The sequence below is a fragment of the Flagellimonas taeanensis genome, from assembly GCF_003584105.1.
In the GTDB taxonomy this organism is placed as follows: Bacteria; Bacteroidota; Bacteroidia; order Flavobacteriales; family Flavobacteriaceae; genus Flagellimonas; species Flagellimonas taeanensis.
On the sequence record NZ_QXFO01000006.1, the window covers coordinates 81,961 to 106,775 of the forward strand.

Below are 24,815 nucleotides of genomic sequence, written 5' to 3' on the forward strand. Positions count from 1 at the left end.
TTAGGCTACATGTACCCCCTCGTTTCAGGGCAACTTTGCTGTGTCAATTCTTAACAATCAAAATTCTACGAAAATGGACACAAAAAAAGTATGGTTGGTTACCGGAGCTTCCAAAGGTCTGGGACTTACTTTGGTAAAAACTTTATTGGATCAAGGATATCGAGTGGCAGCTACCTCCAGAAGTTTAAGTGCCTTGGAAAATGCCGTGGGAAAGCATGAGGCTTTCCTGCCACTACAAGTTGACCTTATGAACGAGGAAAGTGTGGAGTCTGCCATCTCACAAGTGCTAAACCACTATGGTCACCTAGATGTGGTCGTCAATAATGCTGGCTACGGACAAAATGGGACCTTGGAAGAAATTTCGGATGCTGAGGCGCGACAAAACTTTGACGTGAACGTCTTTGGTATGTTGAACGTTATTCGAAAAGCGATGCCACATTTAAGGGAACAACGCTCCGGACACTTTTTCAACATTGCATCGGTAGCGGGAGTGGTCGGCAATTTCCCCGGATTTGGAATTTACTGTGCCACAAAATTTGCGGTTGTCGGTTTCACAGAGGCCCTCTCTGTTGAAGCGAATCCGTTCGGAATTCACACCACTTTGGTATATCCGGGATATTTCCGCACCGATTTTCTATCGGATGATTCCCTGAAATTGGCCAAAAACCGGATGGATGTGTATGCCGAGGCCCGGGAATCGGAACGCTTGCACAAAGAGGAGATAGCCGGCAACCAGCTTGGAGATCCCGAAAAAGCTGCAGAGGTGCTCATCAAAGTGGCTGAAAGCGATAACCCTGCCCTGCATTTGTTCTTGGGCAGCGACGCCTATGGCATGGCTCAACAAAAACTGAAAACCTTGGAAACTGCCTTGGAAGCGACCAAGGAGCTAAGCCATTCCACGGATTTTAAAAATTAATATGTAATTTCAAAATGGGGCAAGGCTTTGCCTTGTCCCTTAACCTTCAATGGATTATGCATACGTTCAATACCCTTAGCGAGTTCCACAGGTTTTGTGCACTGCCCAAACCCGAACATCCTTTGATAAGTGTGGTCGATTATGGTCAAGTGGATTATCAGACCATTGAAAACCAGATTACTTGGACACAAAATTTTTATTCTATCGGATTGAAGCGCAATGTCTCAGCTAAGGTAAGGTATGGGCAACAGGAATACGATTTTGATGAAGGGTTGTTGACATTCATCGGCCCAAGACAGGTACTTCAGTTTGAAATGCTCCCAACGGAAAAGAAGCCTTCGGGCTGGTTGCTGCTCATCCACCCCGATTTTCTGTGGAATACCCCTTTGGCCAAGACCATCAAAAACTATGAGTTCTTTGGCTACGCCATCAATGAAGCCCTCTTTCTTTCTGAAAAGGAAGAGAATACCATGATCGACATTTTGTTGCACATCCAGCAAGAATATCGGTCCAACATCGACAAATTCAGTCAGAATATCATCATTGCCCAACTGGAATTATTACTCAATTATGCCGAACGATATTATCAAAGACAGTTTCTTACGAGAAAAATCAACAACCACGAGGTTTTGGTTCGGTTGGAAGATCTTCTCGACACCTATTTCAACGGAGAGGAGGCCATCAACAAAGGAATACCGACCGTCCAATTCGTAGCGGACACCCTGAACGTTTCCTCCAATTACCTGAGCAGTTTGCTCAAAGTTTTGACGGGACAAAGTACCCAGCAGCACATCCATGAAAAACTGATAGAGAAAGCCAAGGAAAAATTATCGACCACCCAACTTTCGGTCAGCGAGATTGCATATACGCTAGGATTCGAGCATTCCCAATCCTTCAGTAAGTTGTTCAAAAGCAAAACCAAGCAGTCGCCGTTGGCTTTTAGGGCTTCATTCAATTGATGCTTGTCAAATATCAACACCCGCGGTTCAAAACTCTATCATAAGACAGCAGATATTCCACTCCAAAATCGTAAATTTGCACTTTCTTAAACCGCTCAAGCATCACTCGTATGATCCATTTTTTTGGGGACAAGGCTACCAAGGTTTTTGCCGTCCAGACCACACAGGAAATTGCTCAGGAAGACAACAGTAAACTGACATGGTTGTTCGGCAACCAACCCAAGATAGAAGCGGCGTCACTCGACGCCTTTTTTGTTGGCCCACGCGCCGCCATGGTGACCCCATGGAGTACCAATGCCACTGAGATCACACAGAACATGGGCATTTCTGGTATTATCCGAATTGAGGAGTACCATGCGGTATCCGAGGACTTTACAGATTACGACCCTATGCTCTCCCAAAAATACAAGGGTCTGGGACAGGATATTTTCACCATCAACATTGTGCCCGAACCTATTTTGGAGATTGAGGATATTGCCGCCTACAACCAAAAAGAAGGTCTGGCCTTGAGCGAGGAGGAAGTGGACTATTTGGAAGGACTCTCCAAAAAACTCGGCCGTAAGTTGACGGATTCCGAAGTGTTCGGCTTCAGTCAAGTGAACTCGGAGCACTGCAGACATAAAATTTTCAACGGGACTTTTGTCATCGATGGCGAAGAGATGCCTTCTTCCCTATTCAAATTGATCAAAAAGACTTCCGAAGCCCACCCTAATGATATCGTTTCGGCTTATAAGGATAACGTGGCCTTCATCAAAGGCCCCAAGGCAATCCAATTTGCTCCCAAAAGCGCTGATAAACCCGATTTTTACGAGGAAAAGGAATTCAATTCCGTGCTTTCCCTAAAAGCTGAGACCCACAACTTTCCCACCACCGTGGAGCCTTTTAACGGTGCCGCTACAGGTTCCGGAGGTGAAATCCGTGATCGTTTGGCGGGAGGAAAAGGTTCATTACCTCTAGCTGGAACCGCTGTGTACATGACTTCATACTCCCGTTTGGAGGAAAACCGTCCGTGGGAAAAAGGAATGGCAGAAAGGGAATGGTTGTATCAAACCCCAATGGATATTTTAATCAAGGCATCCAACGGTGCTTCCGACTTCGGAAATAAATTTGGACAGCCGTTGATCGCAGGTTCCGTTTTGACCTTTGAACATCAGGAAGAGGCCCGCAAATTAGGCTTCGATAAGGTCATTATGATGGCTGGTGGTATCGGGTACGGTAAAACCGAACAAGCCTTGAAGGACACCCCGAAAACAGGAGACAGAATAGTCGTTCTAGGTGGTGACAATTACCGCATCGGAATGGGCGGAGCGGCCGTATCCAGTGCCGATACGGGCGAATTCAGCTCAGCCATTGAGTTGAATGCCGTACAACGTTCCAATCCCGAAATGCAAAAAAGGGCTTCCAATGCCATCCGTGGCTTGGTGGAAAGTCATGACAATCCCATCGTTTCCATTCACGATCACGGTGCAGGTGGACATTTGAACTGCTTGTCTGAATTGGTGGAAGAAACCGGAGGTAAAATCGATACGGACAAACTTCCCATCGGAGATCCTACCCTATCCAAAAAAGAATTGATCGGCAACGAATCCCAGGAACGCATGGGATTGGTAATCGGTGAAAAAGATATTGATTTGCTAGATCGTGTGGCGGCCCGTGAGCGTTCGCCCATGTATCAAGTAGGTACCGTAACCGGAGACCATACATTCACCTTTACCTCCGGTACTACAGGTGAGACCCCCATGAACTTGGAACTTTCCGACATGTTCGGAAGTTCGCCCAAGACCATTATGGCAGATACCAAAGCCCAACAAACCTACCCTGCCCTTTCCTATTCATTGGAATATTTCCATGATTATTTGGAGCAAGTACTGCAATTGGAGGCCGTGGCCTGTAAGGATTGGTTGACCAACAAAGTGGATCGCTGCGTGGGTGGACGTGTGGCCAAACAACAATGTGCAGGTCCCTTGCAATTGCCCTTGAACAATACCGGGGTGATGGCACTGGATTTTAAAGGCAAGGAAGGGATTGCGACCAGTATTGGGCACTCTCCTGTTTCCGCATTGATCGACGCGGTTGCAGGAAGTAGAAATAGTGTTGCTGAATCCTTGACCAACATTGTTTGGGCCCCTTTGCAAGATGGTTTGAAATCGGTTTCCCTGTCCGCTAACTGGATGTGGCCCTGCCGCAACAAAGGTGAGGATGCACGTTTATACGAAGCGGTAAAATCCCTTTCCGATTTTGTGATCGAACTGGGTATCAATGTACCTACTGGAAAGGATTCCCTTTCCATGAAGCAAAAATACAAGGACGGTGAAGTATTGTCTCCTGGGACCGTAATCATTTCAGCGGCAGCACATTGCTATGACATCACCAAAATTGTGGAACCGGTTCTTCAAAAAGAGGGCGGGGACATTTATTACATCAATTTTTCCAAAGATGCCCATAAATTGGGCGGATCATCCTTTGCCCAAATCTTGAACGGTGTTGGGGATGAAGCCCCATCCGTTTTGGATGCCGCTTATGTGAAGACGGTTTTCAATACACTTCAAAAATTGATCAAGGACGGACAAATTTTGGCCGGCCACGATATTGGTTCTGGAGGTTTGATCACTACTTTGTTGGAAATGTGTTTTGCCGATAACGACTTGAGTGCCGAATTGGATTTGACCTCTATTGGTGAATCCGACATCATCAAACTGTTGTTCTCGGAAAATATTGGGGTTGTGCTTCAATCCAAGGACAGTTCCATCGAAAAAGTTTTAGCTGAAAGTGGCATCGACTTCAACAAGATTGGAAGTGTTTCCACTGGTAACATTCTGCATATCAAGAACAATGGTGTGGAAATCGGCCTGAACATCGAATCGCTTCGGGATACTTGGTTCAAAACCTCTTATTTATTGGACAGCAAACAGACTGCCAATGGTTTGGCCAAGGACCGCTACGTCAATTACAAGGAACAACCACTCAAATATGTTTTCCCTTCCAGTTTTACAGGAAAACTGTCACCTCGAGCGCAGTCGAGAGGTGCTGAAAGACCAAAGGCCGCCATCCTTCGTGAAAAAGGAAGCAACTCGGAACGGGAAATGGCCAATGCCATGTATTTGGCCGGGTTTGATGTGAAAGACGTGCACATGACCGACCTCATCACAGGTAGGGAAACTTTGGAGGACATCCAATTCATTGGCGCCGTGGGAGGTTTTTCCAACTCGGACGTGCTAGGTAGTGCCAAAGGTTGGGCAGGTGCTTTCAAATACAATGAGAAAGCCAACAAGGCCTTGAAGGATTTCTTTGCAAGACCTGATACCCTTTCCGTTGGCATCTGCAACGGTTGCCAATTGTTCATGGAGTTGGATCTCATCAACCCAGAGCATGAGACCCATGGCAGGATGACGTATAACGAGTCGCACAAGCACGAAAGTGGATTTACTTCGGTGAAAATTCAGGAGAACAATTCCGTAATGCTTTCCAACATGGCCGGCACCACTCTAGGGGTTTGGATCAGTCATGGTGAGGGAAAATTCAGTTTGCCGCATGCTGAGAACCAATACCACATTGTGGCCAAATACGGGTATGAAGGTTATCCAGCCAATCCGAACGGTAGTGATTATAACACCGCCATGCTGTGTAATAAAACGGGTAGGCATCTGGTGACCATGCCGCATATTGAGCGATCCACGTTCCCGTGGAACTGGGCACACTATCCAAAGGATAGGCAAGATGTGGTTTCGCCTTGGTTACAGGCTTTTGTGAATGCAAAAGAGTGGTTGGAAGCCTTGGATAATTAGTAATTTAGGGACACCAGATTGTGAATTATTTAGGGATTTTCAAAATTTCCCCATGGTAATTGTTAAATCGTTTTCTTTGTTAGGCTCCGATTTGCTACTTTGCAATTACTTTACAGAAACTTACTATGCAAAAAGTTACCCGCTTATTTGATTTCCCCTATCATCAATTGGAAAATCTGCCCCTTGAAAAGTCATTGGTCACCAAATACAATGGCAAATGGGTAGCGACCTCCACCCAGGAATATGTGGACAAGGCCAATGCCATAAGCCGGGCCCTCTTACGCCTAGGTGTGAAACCAAACGACAAAATTGCCGTTATTTCCATGACCAACCGGACGGAGTGGAACATCGTGGATATTGGCATACTTCAGATAGGTGCACAGAACGTGCCCATATATCCCACCATTTCGGAAGAGGACTACGAATACATCTTGAACCATTCCGAGGCCAAATACTGTTTTGTTTCCTGCGAAGAAGTCTTGGAGAAAGTGCTTGCCATCAGTTCCAATCTTAAAAATTTGAAAGAAGTATATTCTTTTGATGAACTTGGCAACTGCAAGAACTGGAAAGAGCTCTTGGAGTTGGGGGCCGATGCTTCCAACCAAGATGAAGTGGAAAAATTAAAGGATGGTGTACAACCTGGCGATCTTGCCACCTTGATCTATACGTCAGGAACAACAGGAAGACCCAAGGGCGTGATGCTTTCCCATCACAATATTGTGTCCAACGTCATCTCCAGTGAAAAACGGGTTCCGTTCGAATCTGGCGGGAGTGCGCTTAGCTTTTTGCCTGTTTGCCACATTTTTGAGCGGATGATTCTCTACCTCTACCAATATTGCGGCATTGAAATCCATTTTGCAGAGGGGCTGGACAAGATCAGTGACAATGTGAAGGAGGTAAAACCCAACGTAATGACCGTGGTTCCCCGTCTTCTTGAAAAAGTATATGAGGCCATCATTGCAAAGGGCACTAACTTATCTGGCCTTAAAAAGAAGCTGTTCTTCTGGTCCGTGGAACTTGGGCTCAAGTTTGAACCTTATGGAAAAAATGGCTGGTGGTACGAAAAGCAATTGGGCATCGCCCGAAAGTTGGTTTTCAGCAAGTGGCAGGAAGGTCTTGGCGGCAACCTATCCGTTATGGTATCAGGCAGTGCGGCCCTTCAGCCCAGATTGGCAAGGATCTTTGCAGCAGCAGGCATGCCCGTGATGGAAGGTTATGGACTGACGGAAACCTCTCCGGTCATTGCCGTGAACGACCAGCGTAATAAAGGATGGAGAATTGGTACGGTGGGCAGGATCATTGATGGCGTTGAAGTGAAAATTGCTGAAGATGGTGAAATTCTCTGCAAGGGGCCCAACATCATGATGGGCTATTACAAAGATCCCGAGAAAACCGCCGAAGTGATGACGGGCGATTATTTTCATACAGGTGACATTGGCGAAGTGGATGCCGATGGCTTTTTGAAAATTACCGATCGCAAAAAAGAGATATTCAAGACTTCGGGAGGTAAATATGTAGCTCCCCAGTTATTGGAAAACCGCTTCAAGCAATCCCGATTCATTGAACAGATCATGGTTGTGGGCGAAGGGGAGAAAATGCCCGCAGCAATTATCCAGCCCAATTTTGATTTTGTGAAGGAATGGGGCAAAAGGCATGGTATTGCTTTAGAAAACAACAAGGATTTGGTCAAAAACGACCAGGTCATGGCCCGTTTCCAAGAAGAAGTGGACCTGGCCAATGAGGATTTTGCCAAATGGGAGAAAGTGAAACAGTTCCGGTTGACCCCCGATGTCTGGAGTGTGGACGAGGGCCATCTCACCCCTACCATGAAGTTGAAGCGAAAGATCGTGAAGGAAAAGTATCTAGATCTCTACAATGATATTTACGGGCACTAATGCCCATCTTATTTATATAACAAAAAACACGGCCCACATCTTTTGTGGGCCGTGTTTTTTGGGTCGATCAATTAACCATTAATTTATTATGCATGCATAATAAATTTTATTATATTTGAAAACACCAAACCTGTTCCATGAAAGATTTGACCATTGATTATGCCCTTAGGGCCACATGGCAAGCTGTTATCAAAATGTATAATGAGGAGGCCAAGAACTATGGGGTGACCATGGCTATAGGTTTTACCCTTTTGAGCATTGACCCAAAAGGAGGCACACCGAGTACCGCCCTAGGCCCAAAAATGGGAATGGAGGCCACAAGTTTGTCAAGGATTTTAAAAAATATAGAGGAAAAAGGGTACATCCAACGAAAACCCAACCCCAAGGACGGAAGGGGAGTTCTCATCCACCTTACCCCTTTGGGGCTTGAAAAACGGAAAGAATCCAAGGATGTGGTACTCCGTTTCAACGATGTGATCAAAGAACATGTGTCCGAAGCAGACTTGGGCGGATTTTTCAGGACCATAGATGTGATAAACAAACTCATTTCCGATAAAAAAGTCTATATCAAAACAACGAAATAATTAAAATACAAACCTGCACATGAAAAGGCATATAAACAAAGTTGCCGTAATAGGCTCCGGTATCATGGGAAGTGGCATTGCCTGCCATTTTGCCAATATCGGTGTCGAGGTATTATTGTTGGACATTGTTCCACGCGAACTCAACGACAGGGAAAAAGCCAAAGGGCTGACACTTCAGGACAAGGTCGTCCGTAACCGTTTGGTGAACGATTCATTGGCCGCAGCGCTCAAATCAAAGCCTTCCCCCATCTATCATCCCAAATTTGCAGACCGAATCACTACGGGAAATTTGGAAGATGACATTTCCAAAGTGGCAAAGGTGGACTGGATCATTGAAGTAGTCGTGGAGCGCCTTGACATCAAAAAACAGGTTTTTGAAAATCTGGACAAACACAGGGCAAAAGGCACACTCATCACCTCCAATACTTCGGGCATTCCCATTAAATTCATGAGTGAGGGAAGAAGTGAGGATTTTCAGGAACATTTCTGCGGAACCCACTTTTTCAACCCGGCCAGATACTTGAAATTGTTTGAGATCATCCCTGGCCCACATACATCATTGGAAGTTTTGGATTTCCTCAACGGATATGGGGAACAGTTCTTGGGCAAGACCTCGGTAGTGGCCAAGGATACCCCTGCATTTATTGGAAACCGGGTCGGGATCTTCAGCATCCAAAGTCTTTTCCATGCAGTAAAGGATTTAGGCATGACCGTTGAAGAAGTGGACAAACTCACAGGACCCGTTATTGGTAGACCCAAGTCTGCCACCTTCCGCACGGTGGATGTGGTAGGTCTGGACACCCTTGTCCATGTCGCCAACGGAATCAGTGAAAACTGCAAGGACGATGAACGCCATGCACTCTTCCAATTGCCCGATTTCATCAAGACCATGGTGGACAACAAATGGTTGGGCAGTAAATCAGGGCAAGGTTTCTATAAAAAAGTTACGGGCGACGATGGCAAGAGCGACATCCTCACTTTGGACTTGGACACCATGGACTATCGCACCAAAAAAAGTGCAAAGTTTGCCACACTGGAACTCACCAAGACCATAGACAAGGTCATCGAACGTTTTCCTGTATTGGTCAATGGAAAAGACAAGGCAGGTGAATTTTACAGGAAGAGTTTTGGGGCTTTATTTGCCTATGTGACACACAGGATTCCAGAAATTTCGGACGAACTTTACAAAATTGACGATGCCATGAAAGCCGGCTTCGGCTGGGAACACGGACCTTTTCAGATTTGGGATGCCGTGGGATTGGACAAAGGCTTGGAACTCATCAAGGCTGAAGGTCAGGAGGCTGCTTCCTGGGTCACTGAAATGAAGGCTTCTGGAATCAATTCGTTTTATACCGTAAAAGATGGCGCTACCTATTTCTATGACATCTCCAAAAAGACCATGGAAAAAGTGCCCGGTCAAGACGCCTTTATCATTCTGGACAACATCAGAAAGTCCAAAGAAGTGTTCAAGAACAGTGGAGTGGTGATAGAAGATTTGGGCGATGGCATCCTAAATTGCGAGTTCCAATCCAAAATGAACACCATTGGTGGCGATGTGCTCGCCGGTCTGAACAAAGCCATAGAACTTGCCGAAAAGGATTTCCAAGGACTTGTAGTAGGCAACCAAGCTGCAAATTTTTCCGTTGGGGCCAATATTGGGATGATATTCATGATGGCCGTGGAGCAAGAGTATGATGAGCTGAACATGGCCATCAAAATGTTCCAGGACACCATGATGCGGATGCGCTACTCCTCCATCCCCACCATATCCGCCCCACATGGCATGTGCTTGGGAGGTGGGTGTGAGCTTTCACTCCATGCGGACAAAATTGTCGCCGCTGCCGAGACCTATATCGGCTTGGTGGAATTTGGTGTCGGTGTGATTCCCGGCGGGGGCGGTTCCAAGGAAATGGCCCTTCGGGCATCCGATACCTTCCGAAAGAACGATGTGGAACTGAACGTGCTTCAGGAATACTTCCTCACCATAGGAATGGCCAAAGTATCCACATCGGCCTATGAAGCCTATGACTTGGGCATCCTTCAAAAAGGAAAGGACATTGTGGTGGTGAACAAAGACCGTCAGATTGCCACGGCCAAGGCTCATGCGAAGCTCATGGCCGAGGCAGGATACACCAAACCCGTAAAACGTAAGGATGTAAAAGTACTCGGAAAACAAGCTTTGGGCATGTTCTTGGTGGGAACGGATTCCATGGAGGCGGGTCACTATATCTCCGAACACGACAAGAAAATTGCCAATAAGTTGGCCTATGTGATGGCCGGTGGAGACCTATCGGAAGCCTCTTTGGTCACCGAGCAATATCTTTTGGACCTTGAGCGTGAAGCTTTTCTCTCTTTGTGTACCGAAAGGAAGACATTGGAGCGTATCCAACATATGTTGAAAACAGGAAAACCCCTTAGGAATTAGATGACTTGGATAAGTAGATTATTCGATTATTCGAACACACACATCTAACCTTCCAAGAATCCAAAAATCAAAGAATCCATAAAGAAATGAAAACAGCATATATTGTAAAAGCATACAGAACAGCAGTGGGCAAGGCCCCAAAGGGACTGTTCAGGTTCAAGAGACCGGACGAACTGGCGGCCGAGACCATTGAACATATGATGAAAGAACTCCCACAGCTCGACAAAAAACGCATTGACGATGTCATTGTGGGCAACGCCATGCCCGAAGCGGAACAAGGACTGAACATGGCCAGGCTCATTTCCTTGATGGGCTTGGACATCGATGACGTACCCGGTGTTACCGTTAACCGTTACTGCGCCTCGGGCTTGGAAACCATTGGGATTGCCACGGCCAAGATCCAATCCGGAATGGCCGATTGCATCATTGCCGGAGGGGCGGAGAGCATGAGCTACATCCCCATGGGCGGGTACAAGCCCACACCGGATTATGCCACGGCCAAAGAAGGACACGAGGATTACTATTGGGGTATGGGACTCACCGCAGAAGCAGTGGCCAAACAGTTCAAGGTTTCCAGGGAAGACCAGGATGTTTTTGCCTATAACTCCCACATGAAAGCCTTGAAGGCACAAGAAGAGAACAGGTTCCAAGAACAGATCGTTCCCATAGAAGTAGAGCACACGTTTGTGAACGAAGCGGGTAAAAAGGAGACCAAGACCTACACCGTCAATAAGGATGAAGGACCACGTAAGGACACCAACATACCTACATTGAATAAATTAAGGCCTGTTTTTGCGGCAGATGGAAGTGTCACTGCCGGAAATTCCTCCCAAATGAGCGATGGAGCGGCCTTCGTCATGGTCATGAGCGAAGACATGGTCAAGGAACTGAATTTGGAGCCCATTGCCCGATTGGTCAACTATGCCGCAGCTGGCGTGGAGCCACGGATCATGGGAATAGGCCCCGTCAAGGCCATACCAAAAGCATTGAAGCAGGCAGGATTGAAACAAAGCGACGTTGAACTCATCGAGCTGAACGAAGCCTTTGCATCACAATCCTTGGCCGTTATCCGCGAATTGGACCTCAATCCGGAAATTGTGAACGTGAACGGAGGGGCAATTGCCCTCGGCCATCCCCTTGGGTGCACCGGGGCCAAGCTTTCCGTCCAACTTTTTGATGAAATGCGGAAACGCAACATGAAAGGCCAGTACGGCATGGTGACCATGTGCGTTGGTACAGGTCAGGGTGCTGCGGGGATTTTTGAATTCTTGGCATAGAAATTAGAGTCAAGAGACAAGAACCTGGACATGGGGAGACATAATTTCAAAAAACTCAAAATTTGGCAAGAAGGTATGATTTTGGTTGACGAAACATATAAAATGACAAAAGGGTTCCCTGATGTGGAAAAATTCAATCTCGTCTCCCAATTGATTCGTTGTGCAGTTTCTATCCCTTCCAACATTGCGGAGGGGACAAGCAAATCGACCAACAAGCATTTCAATAAGTATATTGAGTGTAGTCTAGGCTCTTCTTTTGAATGGGAAACCCAACTGATTGTTGCCTTGAACCAAAAATACATTTCCATAGAAACATTTCAGCTTTTAGAATATAAAATCCAGCAATTACAAAAAATGATTTCCAAGTTTCAAGACGGTCTGAACAACAGGTCCTGATTCTTGTCTCTTGCATCTTAAAATCTTAAAAAAATGAGCACAGAAACAACAAACAAAGACATACTCAGAGGTGGTCAATTTTTGGTAAAGGAGACCAAGTGCGAGGATATTTTTACCCTCGAAGACCTCAACGAAGAACAAAAAATGATGCGCGAAAGCACCAAGGAATTTGTGGACCGCGAACTTTGGGCACATTGGGAACGCTTTGAGAAAAAAGACTATGCCTACACCGAGGAATGCATGCGGAAGGCAGGAGAGCTTGGCCTGCTCAGTGTTGCCGTTCCCGAATCCTATGGCGGTATGGGCATGGGGTTTGTTTCCACCATGCTGGTCTGTGATTACATTTCAGGGGCCACCGGTTCTTTCAGCACCGCATTTGGTGCACATACAGGGATAGGCACCATGCCCATCACCTTGTACGGCACCGAGGAACAGAAACAAAAATACGTACCCAAACTGGCCTCTGGGGAATGGTTCGGGGCCTATTGCTTGACTGAACCAGGGGCAGGTTCCGATGCCAACTCGGGCAAGACCAAGGCCGTGCTTTCCGAAGATGGGAAATACTATAGCATCACGGGGCAAAAAATGTGGATTTCCAATGCGGGGTTCTGTAATATGTTCATCGTCTTTGCCCGAATCGAGGACGACAAATACATTACCGGCTTTATTGTGGAAAATGATCCGGAAAACGGCATCACCTTGGGCGATGAAGAAAAAAAATTGGGCATCCACTCCTCCTCTACCCGCCAAGTCTTTTTCAATGAGACCAAGGTACCCGTGGAAAATATGCTGTCCGAAAGGGGAAATGGTTTTAAAATCGCCATGAACGCCCTGAATGTGGGAAGGATCAAACTGGCTGCAGCTTGTTTGGAAGCCCAACGTCGTATCGTTACCGAGGCCGCCAAGTATGCCAATGAGCGCATCCAGTTCAAGACCCCGATCATAAATTTTGGTGCCATCAAGGCAAAGATCGCCGATATGGCCACCAATGCCTATGTGGATGAATCCGCCTGTTACCGAGCCGCCAAGAATATCGAGGACAGGATTGCCATCCGTGAGGCAGACGGCAACTCGCACCAAGAAGCAGAGCTGAAAGGGGTCGAGGAGTACGCTATTGAATGCTCCATTCTGAAAGTGGCCGTTTCCGAGCATGTGCAACACACCACGGACGAAGGCATACAAGTCTTTGGGGGGATGGGCTTCAGTGCCGATACCCCTATGGAATCTGCATGGAGGGACGCCCGTATCTCAAGGATCTATGAAGGGACCAACGAAATCAATAGAATGCTCGCCGTGGGCATGTTGGTCAAAAAGGCCATGAAAGGCCATGTGGACCTCTTGGGCCCTGCAACTGCTGTTGGCGAGGAACTAATGGGCATTCCATCATTCGATACGCCTGATTTTTCCGAACTGTTTGCAGAGGAAAAAGATTTGTTGGCCCGCTTGAAAAAGGTATTCTTGATGGTAGCGGGAAGTGCGGTGCAAAAATTCGGTCCCGATCTGGAGGAACACCAAATGTTGTTGATGTCCGCTGCCGACATCCTCATACAGATCTATTTGGTGGAATCGACCATCCTTCGTACCGAGAAAAACGCAAAACGCTTTGGCGAAGAGGCACAGGCCGCTCAGATAGCCATGTCCAAACTTTATTTATACCGGGCCGTGGACATCATCAACCAAAAAGGCAAAGAAGCCATTGTTTCATTTGCCGAGGGAGATGAACAACGGATGATGCTGATGGGACTGAAACGTTTTACAAAATATACAAACCAACCCAACGTAGTGGCGCTACGCACGCAAATATCAGACAAAGTTGCCGCTGACAATGGTTATACCTTTGACTAATTGAAGATTGCCAAAAAAGCAAATTTCGATGAACGCCCCTTTTAGGGGCGTTTTTTATCCCAAGGATTCCAAGATACGTTCCTCGCTCTCTTTCTTTGAGAAATTGATGGCACACTCTATCAATGCCAAATGGGAATAGGCCTGTGGAAAGTTGCCCAACAATCGCTTGGTCTTAAAATCGATGTCCTCACTGAACAGCCCCAAATGGTTGCTATAACTGAGCAAACGTTCAAAATGCTCCAATGCCTTTTCTTCTTCCCCAATTTTGAACAGGCTGTTGATGAACCAAAATGTGCAAATGGTGAACGATGATGAAGGAAGTCCAAAATCATCCTCGTTCTTGTATCGGTACAACAGACCATCGTTGCTGAGGCCTTCCTCAATGGCCCTAACCGTGCTCACAAACTTGGGGTCCCTAGCATGGATAAAGCCATAGGATTCCATCAGCAGCACCGAGGCATCCAAATGTCTCGACCCATAGGACTGCACAAAGGCATTGATATCACTGTTCCATGCATTATTATGGATATCTTCCTTGATTTCCTGTTCCAAAGCCGTCCATTTTTCAATTTTCCGGGTCTTACCGAACATTTTGGCCACCTTTATGGCCCTGTCCAAGGCCACCCAGCACAGTACTTTGGAAAAGGTGAAATGCCTGTCCTCGCCACGAAATTCCCAAATGCCCTTGTCCGGTTCCCTCCAGTGTTTGCCCACGATCCATACAATGCCCTTGGTGATGCTCCAAAGCTCTTCCCCATTTTCGATGTCGTTGCTGAACTTCATCAGTTGCTCATAGATCACATCCATCAAAATACCATAGATGTCGTTCTGTTTCTGCTTATAGGCCGCATTGCCCACGCGCACGGGCTTGGAACCTTTGTAGCCGGCCAAATGGTCCAGGGACTTCTCCGTGAGTTTCTTTTCCTTGTTGATGCCGTACATGATTTGGAGCTTTTCGTCCTTGTCCGGCATCAGGTCTATGATAAATTGAAGATAGCGCTTCGCGGAATTTTTATGGCCCAATTCGGAAACCACCTTGATCACCATGGAGGCATCCCTGATCCAGCAAAAACGATAGTCCCAATTACGCACTTCCCCAATGGTCTCGGGCAGCGATGTGGTAGCAGCGGCCAGCACAGCCCCTGTCTTGTCGTAAGTAAGCATCTTCAAAGTGATGGCACTTCGCATGATCTCATCGTTGAACTTGTCATAGCTAGGGGCCTTGTGCACCCAGTCCAACCAATATACCTTGGTGCGTTCCAATTCCAAGGCTATTTTTACAGTGGTAGGCCTTAGTATTTTTTCATTGTAGCAGATAAGGAAATACCCATCTTCTTCCAAGACCAATTCCTCACCATTGAGAACGCTTTCCTTTTCAAAGGAAGTATATAGGAAGAGGGTATCGTATTTTTCCTGATGGGTGAGGCTTGCCACAAAATCCTCTTTGATATAGTGAGTGGTCTCCCCCATGGCATATTCCAATTTGGGATCGTAGGTCACACGTATTTTGGGTTTGCCGGAGACATATTTGATATACCTGATAATTTCTGGCGGGGCATGGTATTTCCCATCCCTTTTCAGATACCGGGGCATAAAGTCCATCACTTCAAAAACATCATGGCCATTTGCATAACGTGTGACCAATATGGCAGTGTCCCTATGGTATTGTTGGTCTATTTCGTAGTTGCCCACGGGCTCTATCCCAAAGCTCCCCCCATTTTCCTCATCCAGCAATTTTGCGAATACCGAAGTGGAATCGAACTCTGGCAGACAGCACCAATCCAAGGAACCTGTTTTGGAGATCAAGGCCGCACTTCTGCAATTGCCAATAATTCCATAATTTAAGTTGTCCATACATCAATTATTCTGAAAAGGTTTAATGTGAATTGTTTTTGCGGTCGAATTTCCCGAAATTTAAAGAAACTTAATTTTAAAACCTTTCAAAAACCATCCTTTTATGGGCAAAACTATCATAATCTCAAATCGGCTACCTGTTCAATTGCAAATCAGCAATGGCTCCATCAATGCCATTCCCAGCGTTGGAGGTCTGGCCACAGGGATGAAATCCGTCCACAGCGGAGGTGAGAGCCTATGGATAGGTTGGTCTGGGCTCACGGACGAGGAGACCCCTCCCGAACTGGAAGGCAAGATCGACAAGGCCCTAACAGAAAATGGCTGTGCCAAGGTAAAACTCAACTCCAAAGAAATAGACGGTTTCTACTTTGGGTTCAGCAACCGTACTGTATGGCCCCTCTTTCATTATTTTTTGGAATATTCCGAGTTTGAACTTGATTTTTGGGACACATACAAATCCGTCAACCAAAAATTTGCCGATGCCATCATAGAAAAATCGGATGAGGACGACACCATTTGGGTGCATGACTACCAACTGATGCTGGTGCCGCAAATGGTCCGGGAGAAACGCCCCGACACTTCCATCGGTTTCTTTTTGCATATTCCCTTCCCCTCCTATGAAATCTTTAGGACACTACCTTGGAGGGAAGAAATTTTGGAGGGGTTGTTGGGCTCCGACCTCATCGGTTTCCATACCTATGACTACGAAAGGCATTTTTTGAGCTCAGTGAGAAGGTTGTTGGGACTGGAGGTGAGTTTCAATGAAATCTATATGGACAACAGGGCCATCAAAGTGGACTCTTTTCCCATGGGGATCGATTATAAGAAATTCCACGATGCCGCAAAGGACCATGGTCAAAAGAGCAGCAAGGACAGAAGTGATTTTCAACTACGACTGGACAGCCACAAGGCCTCTGCCCCAGATACCAAACTCATTCTTTCCATAGATCGGTTGGATTACAGCAAGGGAATCGCCAAACGGCTGAATGCCTTTGAATACTTTTTGAAGAAATACCCTGAGTACCAGGAAAAGGTACGTTTGATCATCCTTGCCGTCCCCTCAAGGTCCAATGTGCCCCAGTACCAATTGCTGAAAAGGGAGATAGATGAACTGGTAGGAAGGATCAATGGGGAGCTTTCCACGGTCAACTGGACCCCGATTTGGTATTTCTACCGCTCATTGCCTTTTGAAAACCTCATTGACCTCTACACTTCCAGCGATATAGCCTGGCTGACACCCCTTAGGGACGGAATGAACCTTGTGGCCAAGGAATACATTGCCACGCGAACGGACAGGACCGGAGTGTTGATCTTGAGCGAAATGGCTGGATCTGCCTATGAAATGAACGAGGCCCTCCTCATCAACCCCAATAATTTTGAAGAGCAGGCCGACACCCTGAAACAGGCCATCAATATGCCTGTGGAAGAACAGGTCAACCGCAACACCTTTCTACAAAACCGTTTGGAACGCTACAATGTGGAGGTCTGGGCCAATGAATTCATGACCGCTCTAAACGAAAAAAGGGATTTGGGACGGGCTTTTGTCTCAGAAAAAATGTCCAAGGAAATCCTGACCAGAATTGCCGATCGGTATTCCGAGGCCAAAAAACGGCTCTTGTTCTTGGACTATGACGGCACCTTGGCAGGTTTCCACAAAGATCCCCAAAAAGCCTCCCCAGATGAAGAACTATATGACCTGCTGGACCAATTGCACAACCAGGACAATACTACCTTATTCTTGATCAGTGGAAGGGACAAACAGACCTTTGGCAAGTGGTTCCTTCCCAAAAAATACAACATGATCGTGGAACATGGGGTCTGGATTTCCAAGGACGGTGAAGACTTTAGGATGCTGGAGCAGGTAAAAGGCGACTGGATGGGAAAAATACGCCCCGTCTTGGAATCGTTTGTAGATAGGACCCCCGGTTCGTTCATCGAGGAAAAGAACTATTCCCTGGCCTGGCACTATAGGAACACGGATCCCGATTTTGGTGAAAAAAGGGCCACAGAACTGAATACGGTACTCAGAAGTCTCATCGGTAATGACGATATTAGCGTGCTCAATGGCAACAAGGTCATGGAAGTGAAGAGCAGCAATGTGAACAAGGGAAGGGCAGCCGTTCGTATGCTGGGCGAGGACGATTATGATTTTGTGTTCGCTATAGGAGATGACTGGACGGACGAGTTCATGTTCCAAGAACTACCGGATTCGGCCATTACGGTGAAAGTAGGACTGAAAAAAACGCAGGCCAAGTACCATGTGGAGAGCACCAATAAAGTAAGGGAACTTTTAAAACGGTTTGTACAACCATGATCCAAAGACTTTTTACCACAGTCTTCATTTTGACATATGCCTTGGCCAACGCCCAGGCCAACACGGAAGTCTATCTTTTTGACCTGACTCTGAAAAGCGGGACCCCGTTATTGTCCAACCCAAAGAACATTTCCAACAATGAAGGGTATGACAACCAACCCTCCTTTTGGGATGATGATACCGTACTGTTCTCATCCACAAGGGAAGGACAGACGGACATACTCCGGTTCAACATCAACTTGGGCAGCACCACTTCTTGGCTCACCAACACCCCGACCGGAAGCGAATATTCCCCCTTAAGGATTCCTGGCAAAAATGCCATCTCTGCCATCCGCCTAGATTTGGACGGGCTGCAACGTTTGTATGAATATGACCTAAAAACGGGCGACTCAACCCCGATCACCAATCTAAAGATTGGGTACCATGTCTGGTTCAACGACCATATCCTTGTGGCCACAGTCTTGGTGGAAAATCGCATGGACCTGATGGTCCTCGACATGGAAAAAAACACTACCCGCAGTGTGCAAAAAAATGTGGGCAGATCTCTACACAACATCCCGGGAACCCGGTTGGTGAGCTTTATAGCAAAGGCCAACAAAACATGGGAAATCAAGTCTTTGGACCCCGAAACGGGCATATCCCAAAAAATTGCGGACACCTATCAAAACCAAGAGGATATATGCTGGTTGGACCAGAATAGCATCATTACGGGAGCCGGAAAAACATTACTGGTCATGGATACTGCTTCGGGTCTGGAATGGGAGTCCATTCTGACGTTTCAGCAAGAAGAAATCAACAACATCAGCCGGATTTCCGTAAACCAAAGCAAAACCCGATTGGCTTTTGTCGCCGATGAATCCCCGGCCATGGTCGTGCAAAGGCAAGTAGAAGCCTTCAACAAGGAGGATTTAGAAGGTTTCATCTCTTGCTATTCCGATAATGTTCTGGTGCAGCGGTTCCCTAAAGAGACCATGTACCTGGGAAAAACCAAAATGACAGAAAGTTATGAGCGCTTTTTCGCCAACACCAATAAATCTAGTGTGGAAGTGGTCAAGCGTATCGTCATAGGCAATAAGGTGATAGACGAGGAAACCACCTTGGTGGATGGTAGAAAAGGACACCAAGTGGCGCTTTACGAAGTGAAGAACGGCCTCATCACCTCCATGACCTTTATTTTTCCGGACCAGCCCACTGCCGATACGGAAACCATAGTCCAAGAGCAGTTGGATGCCTATAATGCAAGGGATATCGATGCATTCATGGACACTTATTCGGATAACGTCAAATTGTACATGCACCCAGATAAATTGCTGTCTGAGGGAAAAAAAACTATGTCGGCGCAGTATAGGGCATTCTTTGAAAACACCCCTGATCTGCACTGCGATATCAAGAAAAGGATTGTCATCGGCAACAAAGTGATCGACGAAGAATCCGTGGTCGCCAATGGAACCACCGAGTCTGCCGTGGCCATTTACGAAGTGGAAAATGGAAAAATCTCAAAAGTCACCTTCATCCAATAATTTTTTATAGTTTCCCAATTTAAAACCAACCTCTGCATCATGAAGCCTATTTGTACATTACTTCTCTTACTCTTTACAACCTTGGGTTTCGCCCAAACCGACCCTCGGATCTATGACATCATTAATTCGGTATCTGCGGAGAGGATTGAAAAAGATGTAACCACCCTGGCCAATTTTGGCACAAGGCACACCCTGAGCGACACCGTTTCCCAAACCCGGGGCATTGGGGCTGCCAGACGGTGGATAAAATCGGAATTCGAACAGATTTCCTCCAACTGCAATGACTGCTTGGAAGTTTTCTATCAAAAAGATTTGGTGAAAAAAGGAGACAATGCCCGAATTGTGCACGATGTTTGGGTGGTGAATGTGGTGGCCATCCAAAGAGGCACCAAATACCCCAACCGATTCATCATCATGAGCGGCGATATCGATTCCCGTGTCAGTGATCCTGCCGATTTCACTTCGGATTCGCCGGGGGCCAATGACAATGCCAGTGGAATGGCAGGCACCCTAGAAGCGGCACGTGTCCTTTCCAAATACCAATTTGAAAGCAGTATCATCTATGTAGGGCTATCGGGCGAAGAGCAGGGTCTTTATGGCGGAAAAGGATTGGCGGCCCATGCCAAAGAAAAAGGATGGGACATTGTCGGCATCCTGAACAACGACATGATCGGCAACATTACCGGAGTGGATGGCGTGGTCAGCAATAGGGATTTCCGGATTTTCTCAGAACCCGTGCCTCCCACGGAGACCGAACAGCAACGAAATGCCCGACGGTTTTATGGTGGCGAGGTGGATGGTATTTCCCGTCAACTGGCACGTTATGTCTACCACACCACAAAGACCTATATGCCCGAAATGAACCCCATGATGATCTATCGATTGGATCGCTTTGGGCGTGGTGGTCACCACAGACCCTTCAATGATGCCGGGTTTGCTGGCATCCGCATCATGGAGGCCCATGAAAACTATACCCAACAGCATCAAGATATCCGTGTGGAAGATGGTATCGCCTATGGCGATGTGTTGGAGCATGTCAATTTTGGGTACGCCAAAAAGCTCACCGCCGTGAACGCAATCAACCTTGCATCCATTGCTTGGGGCCCTCCAGCTCCGGAAACAGTGGAAATCGGTGGAATCGTGGAGCCCAACGCCAAATTAAGATGGAGCAAGGTGGATGGTGCCGTGGGATATAAAATCTATTGGAGGGACACTACTTCCCCTACTTGGGACAATTACAGATATGTGGGAGATGTGACCGAGCATACGTTGGAAGGCATCGTCATTGACAATTTCTTCTTTGGGGTTGCGGCCATTGGACAGGATGGTCATGAAAGTCCCGTTGTTTTTCCCAATAAGATCCTTAGATAGAAATATAGCGAAATATCACTTTGAACACCAACTGAAAGCCTTAAAAAACACACATGAAACACTATTTCATTTTAGCGACATGCCTACTGGGCATGGGATTGGCATCCGCCCAGAATTTCACCCGACAGGATACCCTAAGGGGGAGCATAACCCCTGAACGCGAGTGGTGGGACCTGAACTATTACCATCTGAACGTAACGGTCGACCCTGCTGAAAAGTTCATTTCGGGCCATAACATTGTTCGCTATAAGGTCTTGGAAAGCGCCAAGGTGCTCCAGATAGACCTTCAGGAACCCATGCAGATAAGCGCCATCACCCAAGATGGAAAAAAATTGAAATTCACCTCTGAGGGGAATGCACACTTCATCCAATTGAAGAAAAAGCAAGTGCCCGGTGAATTCAATGAACTCAAGATTGAATATTCAGGTCATCCCAGAGAAGCTGTAAGGGCCCCATGGGACGGTGGTTTTTCATGGAAACAGGACTCCAATGGCAATCCCTTCGTGGCCACATCGTGCCAAGGACTGGGCGCCAGTGTCTGGTGGCCCAACAAGGACCACATGTATGACGAAGTGGACAGTATGCGTATCAGTGTGACCGTTCCCAAAGACCTGATGGATGTATCCAACGGAAAACTGGAAAAGGTGGACGAAATGGGCGATCAAAAAACCTATCACTGGTTTGTGGCCAATCCCATCAACAATTACGGAGTGAATGTGAACATTGGCAACTATGTGCATTTTGGAGAAAAGTATGAAGGAGAAAATGGCACTTTGGATGTGGACTACTATGTGCTTCCCGAGAATCTGGAAAAAGCCAAGATACAATTTGCCCAAGCCCCGATGATGCTCAGGGCCTTTGAACATTGGTTCGGCCCCTACCCTTTTTATGAGGATGGCTTCAAACTGGTAGAGGTGCCCTACTTGGGCATGGAACACCAAAGCTCCGTCACCTATGGCAACCAATACGGAAATGGATATTTGGGCAGGGACCTGTCCGGGACGGGCTGGGGGCTCAAATTTGACTTCATCATCATACACGAAGCGGGCCATGAATGGTTTGCCAATAACATCACCTACAAAGACATTGCCGATATGTGGGTACACGAAGGGTTCACTGCCTACTCCGAAAACCTGTATCTGGACTACCATTTTGGAAGAAAAGCTTCTGCGGAGTATGTTGTGGGCACACGGGCCAACATTCAAAATGACAGACCGATCATAGGTCCTTATGGCGTGAACCGAGGAGGTTCTGGCGACATGTACTACAAAGGGGCCAATATCCTGCACACCTTGCGCCAACTGGTGGAAGATGATGAACAATGGAGACAGGTCCTTCGCGGACTCAACAAAGATTTTTACCATCAAACGGTGACCACAGGACAGATTGAGGACTACATCAGCAAAAAAACAGGTAAAGACCTCTCGGCATTTTTCAACCAATACCTGCGTACCACCATGATTCCCAAATTGGAATATCAGTTGGGAGATGGCACCATCAAGTATCGGTATGTGGATGTCGTGGAAGATTTTGATATGCCCGTCCGTGTTTTTGTCGATGGAAAGGAAAAATGGTTGTTCCCCAGTGCGGAATGGAAAACGGAAGCCATGGACAGCACAGAGCTGAAGTTTGACAAGAATTTTTATATAGAGACCCAAAAAGTCTGATTTGGAAAAACACCCTGAACATTACTTTAAAAATGATGCCGAGTGGCGCGAGTGGCTACATGAGAACCATTCCACCTATACCGGTGTCTATCTTATCTTCTATAAGGTGGACCATCATAAGAAAAGTATGCGATGGGAAGAAGCCGTGAGGGTCGCGCTTTGCTATGGGTGGATTGACAGCACCGTAAAAAGCCTTGGGGACGGGAGAAGAAGACAGTATTTCTGCCCCAGAAAGCCCAAAAGCACGTGGAGTAAAGTGAACAAAGACCACATCAAGGAACTGGAAGCCGATGGGTTGTTGCACCAAAGTGGTGTGCAAGCCATTGAACTGGCCAAAGAGAACGGTTCTTGGACAGAACTGGACGATGTGGAAAACGGCGTGGTCCCTAAAGACCTGCAAAAAGCATTCAATAAAAACAAGGCAGCCCTCAATAACTTCCAAGGTTTTACCCCTGGGCAACAAAAAGGCTACCTCTATTGGTTGAACCAGGCCAAACGGGAAGAAACACGGGAAAAACGAATCCAAGAAATCGTGGAACTCTCTGAAAAAAATATAAAATATAGAAACTAATGACCCCCATGAAGACCAACCCCGCACTATATTGTTTTGCACTATTGATCCTATTGTCGACCGCCTGCCAAACCGAGAACAAGGAAAAAGTGGACCTGGCCATCACGAATGCCAATGTCATCCATTTGGAAACGGGAGAGGTCGAGGTTCAGGACATCTATATCTTGAACGGCAAGATCAAAGCCATCAAAACAGCAAAAAGTGAGCAAGCCTTTGAAGTTGATTCCACCATCGATGCAACAGGAAAATACGTATTGCCTGGTTTTTGGGACAACCACATCCATTTGAGGGGCGGCGATTCCCTCATAGCCAACAATAAGAACTTCCTAAAGCTCTTTATCGCCAATGGTGTCACCACGGTGCGCGATGCGGGAGGTGACCTTACCCCTTCCGTTATGGATTGGAAATCACAGATTGCAGAGGAAAAGTTGGTAGGCCCCACCATTTTCACCGCCGGGCCCAAAATTGACGGCCCCAATTCCTCTTGGGCAGGTTCGCTGGAAGTCCAATCCGATGAGGATGTACAAAATGCCCTGGATTCCTTGGAAAAATTGCAGGTGGATTTTGTAAAGCTCTACGACAGCAGGATTTCTGCGGAAAACTACCTCAAATCCATTGAAGGTGCCAAGGAAAGAGGTCTGGTCGTATCGGGGCACATGCCCTTTACCGTAACCTTGGGCGAAACCATCGAAGCTGGGATGGACGGTATCGAGCATCTCTACTACATCATGAAAGGCTGCGCCAGCAACGAAGAGGAGGTCACCGAAAAAATGAAGACGGGGGAAATGGGGTTTTGGGGCGCCATGCCTGCCCTTATGGATGCTTACACGGATAGTGTTGCGCAAAATACCTTTAACCAGTTGAAAGAGAACCATGTTTTTGTAGTGCCTACCCTCCATATTGGAAAAACCCTGAGCTATTTGGATGAAGTGGACCATTCCAACGACCCTTACTTGAAATACATGGGCAGAGGTCTCGTAAAAACCTACGAGGGAAGGATCAGAGGCGCCCTGAATGCCTCCGAGGAAACACGGGAAAGCCGAAAACAATTGGATGCCTTTTTCGGGAAATTGGCCAAATCCCTCGATACGGCCGGCGTGTCCTTGCTCGCAGGCTCTGATTGTGGTGCCTTCAACTCCTATGTCTACCCCGGAGTTTCACTGCACAAGGAACTGGAAGCCATGGTGGCCAACTGTATTTCCCCATTGGACGCTTTGCGCACATCCGCTTATCACGGAGCCCAATTTTTGAAACAGACCGAAGATTATGGTGGCATTTCCGAAGGAAAGGTCTCCGATCTTGTTATTCTGGAGGGGAATCCGTTGGAAGATATCACCCAGACCCAAAAGCAATATTCCGTGGTCAAGGGGACCCAAGTATTTTCCAAGGAGCAGTTACAACAGCTTCTGGACAGCGCTACCCTAGAATAACGTTTT

16 protein-coding genes are annotated in these 24,815 nt (G+C 46.9%); 15 read left to right on the top strand and 1 reads right to left on the bottom strand.

The window, feature by feature from the left end; translation table 11 throughout:
- Positions 1–73 precede the first annotated feature (73 nt).
- The 9 genes from D2V93_RS01340 to D2V93_RS01380 all read left to right on the top strand — a co-directional run bounded on the left by D2V93_RS01340 (position 74) and on the right by D2V93_RS01380 (position 14,082).
- Positions 74–916 carry an SDR family NAD(P)-dependent oxidoreductase gene (locus D2V93_RS01340; RefSeq protein WP_119618070.1) on the top strand — a complete coding sequence of 281 codons (843 nt, stop codon included), beginning with the start codon at positions 74–76 and terminating at the stop codon, positions 914–916.
- A 14-nt stretch (positions 917–930) separates the two neighbouring features.
- Positions 931–1,875: a helix-turn-helix domain-containing protein gene (locus D2V93_RS01345; RefSeq protein ID WP_245750709.1), complete on the top strand. Its 945-nt coding sequence runs from the start codon at positions 931–933 to the stop codon at positions 1,873–1,875.
- Between the two features lie 110 nt (positions 1,876–1,985).
- A complete protein-coding gene (gene purL / locus D2V93_RS01350) occupies positions 1,986–5,660 on the top strand; it encodes a phosphoribosylformylglycinamidine synthase (protein ID WP_119618071.1) in 3,675 nt (1,224 codons plus the stop codon).
- Between the two features lie 125 nt (positions 5,661–5,785).
- Complete coding sequence (locus D2V93_RS01355) at positions 5,786–7,555, top strand: AMP-dependent synthetase/ligase (RefSeq protein ID WP_119618072.1); 1,770 nt, start codon at positions 5,786–5,788, stop codon at positions 7,553–7,555.
- A gap of 137 nt (positions 7,556–7,692) precedes the next feature.
- Positions 7,693–8,139: a MarR family winged helix-turn-helix transcriptional regulator gene (locus tag D2V93_RS01360; RefSeq protein WP_072882090.1), complete on the top strand. Its 447-nt coding sequence runs from the start codon at positions 7,693–7,695 to the stop codon at positions 8,137–8,139.
- A gap of 19 nt (positions 8,140–8,158) precedes the next feature.
- Positions 8,159–10,564, top strand: coding sequence for a 3-hydroxyacyl-CoA dehydrogenase/enoyl-CoA hydratase family protein (locus D2V93_RS01365; RefSeq protein WP_119618073.1), 2,406 nt, complete (start codon positions 8,159–8,161; stop codon positions 10,562–10,564).
- A gap of 86 nt (positions 10,565–10,650) precedes the next feature.
- Positions 10,651–11,841: an acetyl-CoA C-acyltransferase gene (locus tag D2V93_RS01370; RefSeq protein ID WP_072882092.1), complete on the top strand. Its 1,191-nt coding sequence runs from the start codon at positions 10,651–10,653 to the stop codon at positions 11,839–11,841.
- Positions 11,842–11,871: 30 nt separating this feature from the next.
- Positions 11,872–12,237, top strand: a complete 366-nt coding sequence (locus D2V93_RS01375; protein WP_072882093.1) for a four helix bundle protein — start codon at positions 11,872–11,874, stop codon at positions 12,235–12,237.
- A gap of 33 nt (positions 12,238–12,270) precedes the next feature.
- Positions 12,271–14,082, top strand: a complete 1,812-nt coding sequence (locus D2V93_RS01380; RefSeq protein ID WP_119618074.1) for an acyl-CoA dehydrogenase family protein — start codon at positions 12,271–12,273, stop codon at positions 14,080–14,082.
- Positions 14,083–14,136: 54 nt separating this feature from the next.
- Here the strand turns inward: D2V93_RS01380 and D2V93_RS01385 are convergent, their stop codons facing one another.
- Positions 14,137–15,936 (bottom strand): glycoside hydrolase family 15 protein, encoded by a 1,800-nt coding sequence (locus tag D2V93_RS01385; protein ID WP_072882095.1) that lies wholly within the window; start codon positions 15,934–15,936, stop codon positions 14,137–14,139.
- A gap of 103 nt (positions 15,937–16,039) precedes the next feature.
- Between D2V93_RS01385 and D2V93_RS01390 the strand changes: the two genes are divergently transcribed.
- Genes D2V93_RS01390 through D2V93_RS01415 form a run of 6 tightly spaced genes read left to right on the top strand, consistent with a single transcriptional unit; the run spans position 16,040 to position 24,809 of the window.
- On the top strand, positions 16,040–18,250 hold the full coding sequence (locus D2V93_RS01390) for a bifunctional alpha,alpha-trehalose-phosphate synthase (UDP-forming)/trehalose-phosphatase (protein WP_119618075.1): 2,211 nt from the start codon (positions 16,040–16,042) through the stop codon (positions 18,248–18,250).
- Entirely contained in the window at positions 18,247–19,770 is a 1,524-nt protein-coding gene (locus D2V93_RS01395) for a nuclear transport factor 2 family protein (protein ID WP_119618076.1), read from the top strand. Before D2V93_RS01390 ends, D2V93_RS01395 begins: the two co-directional genes overlap by 4 nt.
- A gap of 39 nt (positions 19,771–19,809) precedes the next feature.
- The gene (locus tag D2V93_RS01400) at positions 19,810–21,141 is read left to right on the top strand and encodes a M28 family metallopeptidase (protein ID WP_119618077.1); all 1,332 of its coding nucleotides are present in this window, start codon (positions 19,810–19,812) and stop codon (positions 21,139–21,141) included.
- Positions 21,142–21,194: 53 nt separating this feature from the next.
- Positions 21,195–22,808 (top strand): M1 family metallopeptidase, encoded by a 1,614-nt coding sequence (locus tag D2V93_RS01405; RefSeq protein WP_119618078.1) that lies wholly within the window; start codon positions 21,195–21,197, stop codon positions 22,806–22,808.
- A 1-nt stretch (position 22,809) separates the two neighbouring features.
- Positions 22,810–23,379, top strand: coding sequence for a YdeI/OmpD-associated family protein (locus D2V93_RS01410; protein WP_119618079.1), 570 nt, complete (start codon positions 22,810–22,812; stop codon positions 23,377–23,379).
- Positions 23,379–24,809 (top strand): amidohydrolase family protein, encoded by a 1,431-nt coding sequence (locus D2V93_RS01415; RefSeq protein ID WP_119618080.1) that lies wholly within the window; start codon positions 23,379–23,381, stop codon positions 24,807–24,809. The genes D2V93_RS01410 and D2V93_RS01415 overlap by 1 nt, the downstream gene beginning before the upstream one ends.
- Positions 24,810–24,815 lie beyond the last annotated feature (6 nt).

Bases quoted from the DNA above. Each gene is read 5' to 3' on its own strand.
- D2V93_RS01390 (WP_119618075.1), top strand. From the start codon at position 16,040: ATGGGCAAAACTATCATAATCTCAAATCGGCTACCTGTTCAATTGCAA.
- D2V93_RS01375 (WP_072882093.1), top strand. From the start codon at position 11,872: ATGGGGAGACATAATTTCAAAAAACTCAAAATTTGGCAAGAAGGTATG.
- D2V93_RS01345 (WP_245750709.1), top strand. From the start codon at position 931: ATGGGGCAAGGCTTTGCCTTGTCCCTTAACCTTCAATGGATTATGCAT.
- D2V93_RS01340 (WP_119618070.1), top strand. From the start codon at position 74: ATGGACACAAAAAAAGTATGGTTGGTTACCGGAGCTTCCAAAGGTCTG.
- D2V93_RS01370 (WP_072882092.1), top strand. From the start codon at position 10,651: ATGAAAACAGCATATATTGTAAAAGCATACAGAACAGCAGTGGGCAAG.
- D2V93_RS01355 (WP_119618072.1), top strand. From the start codon at position 5,786: ATGCAAAAAGTTACCCGCTTATTTGATTTCCCCTATCATCAATTGGAA.
- D2V93_RS01400 (WP_119618077.1), top strand. From the start codon at position 19,810: ATGAAGCCTATTTGTACATTACTTCTCTTACTCTTTACAACCTTGGGT.
- D2V93_RS01365 (WP_119618073.1), top strand. From the start codon at position 8,159: ATGAAAAGGCATATAAACAAAGTTGCCGTAATAGGCTCCGGTATCATG.
- D2V93_RS01415 (WP_119618080.1), top strand. From the start codon at position 23,379: ATGACCCCCATGAAGACCAACCCCGCACTATATTGTTTTGCACTATTG.
- D2V93_RS01385 (WP_072882095.1), bottom strand. From the start codon at position 15,936: ATGGACAACTTAAATTATGGAATTATTGGCAATTGCAGAAGTGCGGCC.
- D2V93_RS01360 (WP_072882090.1), top strand. From the start codon at position 7,693: ATGAAAGATTTGACCATTGATTATGCCCTTAGGGCCACATGGCAAGCT.
- D2V93_RS01405 (WP_119618078.1), top strand. From the start codon at position 21,195: ATGAAACACTATTTCATTTTAGCGACATGCCTACTGGGCATGGGATTG.
- purL (WP_119618071.1), top strand. From the start codon at position 1,986: ATGATCCATTTTTTTGGGGACAAGGCTACCAAGGTTTTTGCCGTCCAG.
- D2V93_RS01395 (WP_119618076.1), top strand. From the start codon at position 18,247: ATGATCCAAAGACTTTTTACCACAGTCTTCATTTTGACATATGCCTTG.
- D2V93_RS01380 (WP_119618074.1), top strand. From the start codon at position 12,271: ATGAGCACAGAAACAACAAACAAAGACATACTCAGAGGTGGTCAATTT.